This is a genomic window from Methanospirillum sp. (assembly GCF_028679455.1).
Lineage (GTDB): Archaea > Halobacteriota > Methanomicrobia > Methanomicrobiales > Methanospirillaceae > Methanospirillum.
Genome location: NZ_JAJRBM010000198.1, coordinates 1 through 4,035, shown reverse-complemented (window position 1 = coordinate 4,035; position 4,035 = coordinate 1). Strand labels below are relative to the sequence as shown.

Annotated in this window: 4 protein-coding genes and 1 pseudogene; 1 reads left to right on the top strand and 4 read right to left on the bottom strand. The window is 45.5% G+C overall.

Annotation, left to right across the window (positions count from 1 at the left end):
* Positions 1-623: 623 nt before the first annotated feature.
* Complete coding sequence (hypE, locus tag LUQ50_RS06670; RefSeq protein WP_300038045.1) at positions 624-1,619, bottom strand: hydrogenase expression/formation protein HypE; 996 nt, start codon at positions 1,617-1,619, stop codon at positions 624-626.
* Positions 1,616-1,957, bottom strand: coding sequence for a hydrogenase maturation nickel metallochaperone HypA (locus LUQ50_RS06665; protein WP_300038048.1), 342 nt, complete (start codon positions 1,955-1,957; stop codon positions 1,616-1,618). The genes hypE and LUQ50_RS06665 overlap by 4 nt, the downstream gene beginning before the upstream one ends.
* Before the next feature lie 122 nt (positions 1,958-2,079).
* On the opposite strand from LUQ50_RS06665, the gene LUQ50_RS06660 reads away from it, so the two are divergent.
* Entirely contained in the window at positions 2,080-2,718 is a 639-nt protein-coding gene (locus LUQ50_RS06660) for a DedA family protein (protein WP_300038041.1), read from the top strand.
* A gap of 69 nt (positions 2,719-2,787) precedes the next feature.
* Here the strand turns inward: LUQ50_RS06660 and LUQ50_RS06655 are convergent, their stop codons facing one another.
* On the bottom strand, positions 2,788-3,495 hold the full coding sequence (locus LUQ50_RS06655) for a small multi-drug export protein (RefSeq protein WP_300038038.1): 708 nt from the start codon (positions 3,493-3,495) through the stop codon (positions 2,788-2,790).
* Between the two features lie 93 nt (positions 3,496-3,588).
* Positions 3,589-4,035, bottom strand: a pseudogene (locus tag LUQ50_RS06650) (GHMP kinase); the annotation flags it as partial.

Here is a 4,035-nt window from a genome sequence, read left to right as displayed (position 1 = left end):
CCAGTAATGACAAACCACAGATAAAAACGGACCACATTTTTGCTATCAGCATAAAGCAACTAAATGCACCAGAATCAATATTTGCAAATAGTGCAGCAAAAATTAAAGCAGAAGTCAGATTTTTTGTAATATAAAAAATTACAATCGAAAAAAAGATCAGAGCCAGTACAAATATTGCAAAAAAAGAAATTTTTAAGACTAAAGGATTGAAATTAGACAGTATCTGGGGTATCACATGGAACATATATGTTTCAGCAAGATAATTCCCGGTATTTGAAAGATACATTTCGTGAAAAAGAAAATTTCCATGGAGAATCGAATTACTATAGATGCCAAATTGAACCGCATCACTATCTAAAATAATATTTGTATATGAGATTAATTTAAACCATAATCCGATTAGGATAAAAAATAGCAGAGCAACTCGAAAGTATTGTTCAAAATCTGTCTCGTACTCCTTATTTTTTATATATGATATCAAATTCATCATCTTTCACCACATAAACGGATATAGAAAATATGAACGGGGGTTGAATCTGCTACATGAATCATGATAGTAAACCAGGTTTTTTTTAAATTTTTGTAACTATCTCATCAGACCCGGTATCTGTATGGTGGTTCTATTAACAAACTCTTGGAACCGGATCACCTAACGGAGTCTCGATAAACCGCTCTCCTCCTGCTGCAGTCTCCATGATGACACCTTTTCCTGCAACTACTCTACCAATGATTGCAGCCTCTCTCCCGTATTTATGATTCCTGAGTGTTGCAAGAATCTTGTCAGCATCTTCTGCCTGAACCCCCATCACCACTTTACCTTCGTTGGCTACCTCTAGCGGATCGATACCGAGCAGCATCCCTGCACTTCTGACCGATTGGTGAATGGGAAGTGCCTGTTCAGTGATTCGCACCTGCACACCGGATTTTCGTGCCATCTCATTGATTGCACTGGCAAACCCACCACGAGTCGGATCTTTCATCGCATGAATTGAACCGATCTTCATGACCTCCTGTACCATTCCTGCGAGTGGTGCAACATCTGAAATAATCTGATCCCCAAATTCGAAACCCTCCCGGCTGGCGAGCACAGCGAATCCATGGTCCCCGAGTGTTCCTGATACGATTATCACATCACCAACCTGCAGCCCGCAGTCCCGTACTACAGTCTCTGCAACTCCGATCCCTGTGGTGTTGATCATGATCTTATCAAGATTTCCCTTTTCCATCACCTTGGTATCACCAGTGACCAGTGAAACCCCGGTCTCATTCAGGGCTTCATTCATCGAGTCCACTATCCGGTTGATATCTTCAAACTCAAACCCCTCTTCAAGGACCAGTCCACATGAGATCGCAATAGGCCTGCCACCCATCATGGCAATATCATTTATCGTCCCGCAGACTGATATCCGCCCGATGTCCCCTCCCGGGAAAAAGAGTGGTCTGACAATATGTGAGTCGGTAGTAAAGACGACCTGGGAGTTGCCGATCGGAATGACTGCCCCGTCATCCAGTGATTCGAGACCGATTCCACCAGCATTTTTATTGGTGATCCTGGAGACGATATCGATAACCTCTCCCATCACTTCACCACCAGCTCCATGCATTAAGGTAACTTTCATTCTTCATCAGCCTCGATTTCAATATTAGTGACCACAATTTCCTTCCCTTTTTCTATCGACGGAAGAGCACCACAATCAGGGCATACATAGATCTCACTACCCACATACCCGCAGTCACACCGGGTCACCGGAGGTATGACCGTGCAGGTCAGGACAGTCCCGGCAAATAGCGGATCATCTTCGATGATTGTCGCAAAAAGAAATTCAACCTGTTCAGGGTTGATCATCGAAATCTCACCGACATCAACACACACTTTGCTGATCAATCGGGCATGATGCTCGATGGCCGCCCGACGTGCTGTCTCTACAATATCATAGGCTATCCCGTATTCATGCATGAAGGGAGACTCCATCCGGTTCTGCCGGTTTGGTAGACGAAGGTCTACCCTGAAATGGTTAAAGCGTGTGGATCAAATTTCATAGCAGGATAGAAATGTATGAACCGGTATAACTCTTCTTCATGCTTATCGAAGCAGTCCCGCAAATCCTGACTGGGGATCTTATCGGTACTGCGAAAACTTCAGGTCTGTTAATATATCTGATCCTTTTTCTGATCATTCTGCTTGAAAACGGGGTACCTCCGATGATCTGGCTTCCGGGGGATTCACTCCTTTTCCTATCCGGTATGCTAGCTGCCAGTGGATTTTTTGATCTCTCATCCCTGCTGGTAGTATATATTCTTGCAGGATTCTTCGGTTACCAGATCAGTTACCTGCTTGGATCCCGACTGGGTCTGCCGTTGATCAGTCGTCACTTCTCACGGATTGTGACTGAGAAGAACTTAAAACAGAGTCGTGAGTTTTATTGCCGGTGGGGAAATGCGGCCATCACCATCGGGAGGTTCGTCCCGATAATCAGGACAATAACCCCGTTTATTGCCGGAATCAGCAGGATGAAGATCAACCAGTTTACTGCATATAATATTCTGGGGGCATTCTTCTGGCCGTTCACCGTATGTGGATTCGGGTTTTTGTGTGGGGTGATCCCCTGGCTCGCTTCATACCGGGATCTCATCTTCAATCTGGTATCAGTGCTCTTTATTCTGAGTATCCTGGGTTCATGTATCCTGATTCTCCATTCATGGATACTGTCCAGATAAGTTGAGTCCGCTTATCAAGGATTCAAGGAAGAAATGAATTGACACAGGAAACCGGATCTGATCGATTCTTTATTCTTCCGGTGAGCACTCCTGATGTTCCTGGTCAGTAATCCTGTACCAGATATAGGATCCGACGCTGACCACAACCACAACTCCCAGAATAAATGCAACCAGGTACCAAAGGTTGAGCCCGAGATATTTATTCAGAGCGTACGCAGAAATGCCGATAACCAGGCTGTGCAAGGCTGAACCGATACTGATTGCACAAAAGATCTCTATGGAAGGCATTCCTGCCATTTTTCCGAGTACGGTACCTGAAACCGCACCAGTGCCCTGAAGAGGAAGGAATACGAACAAAGCAAGTCCGACGAGATACAGTCGTTCCAGCCAGGTATTTCGTGCAAACACCTCACTTCCTTTGCGCATAAGCCTCTCCAGCCTCGGCCCGATAATTGGTACCCGGCTGAGAACCTCAAAGTTCCAGAGCATAAACAGGCATGAGATGATATCGATGAAAGTGAGAACGGCACATATGGTAAACCATGGGATCTTCATGGCAATAGCTGCAGGAATGAGACTTTCTTTTCCGGCAGGTGGGATGAAATAGAGAAAAACCAGTCCGGCTAACTCAAGAAAGGTATCATATGAATACAATGAATAAAGGACAACCAACATCCCGATTCCGAGAATGAAAGGGATGGTGAGACGAAGTATCCGATTGATAACCGGTGAATAGAAGATCAGACCTCCGGAGAGAGAACATCCCAACGGTTTCAAATGTTATCTCCGGTACCGGCCATTCTCATATGTTACCCCTCACCGACATTATGCCTTTGGAACCGGAAGGGTGTGTCCGGTTCCAGGTTCCCTTTATACAAATACCTGGCCACAATTATCAACCGCAGTGCTGATTGCGATGGTGAGGTCCATGGGTGAAAGGATTTTTTTGAGTTCATCTGCAGGAAGTGCAGTAATGATGGCGATGGATGGACCTACCGAACTCATCCCGACAAACTCAAGACCAGCCTTTCTGAGCCGGTTCATGTAGTGGTAGAGTTCAAATGAATGATGTTCTATCTCTGCCCGTTTCGATCCCCTGAACTCGATCTCCCACATCACATCCCCCATCCTGCGCAGATCTCCTGTACTCAGGGCAGGTATGAAATCCATTAGTACACAGTATGCTTTCTGCTCCCGATCCCGGTAATCCAGCGTCCTGGCTTTGTTCATGAGCAGGGAGAACTCTTCTTCACCTGCAGACGAGATTGAACTCGGGGGGATAACGATGTGCACATACTTATCTGCTGCAAATTCGTG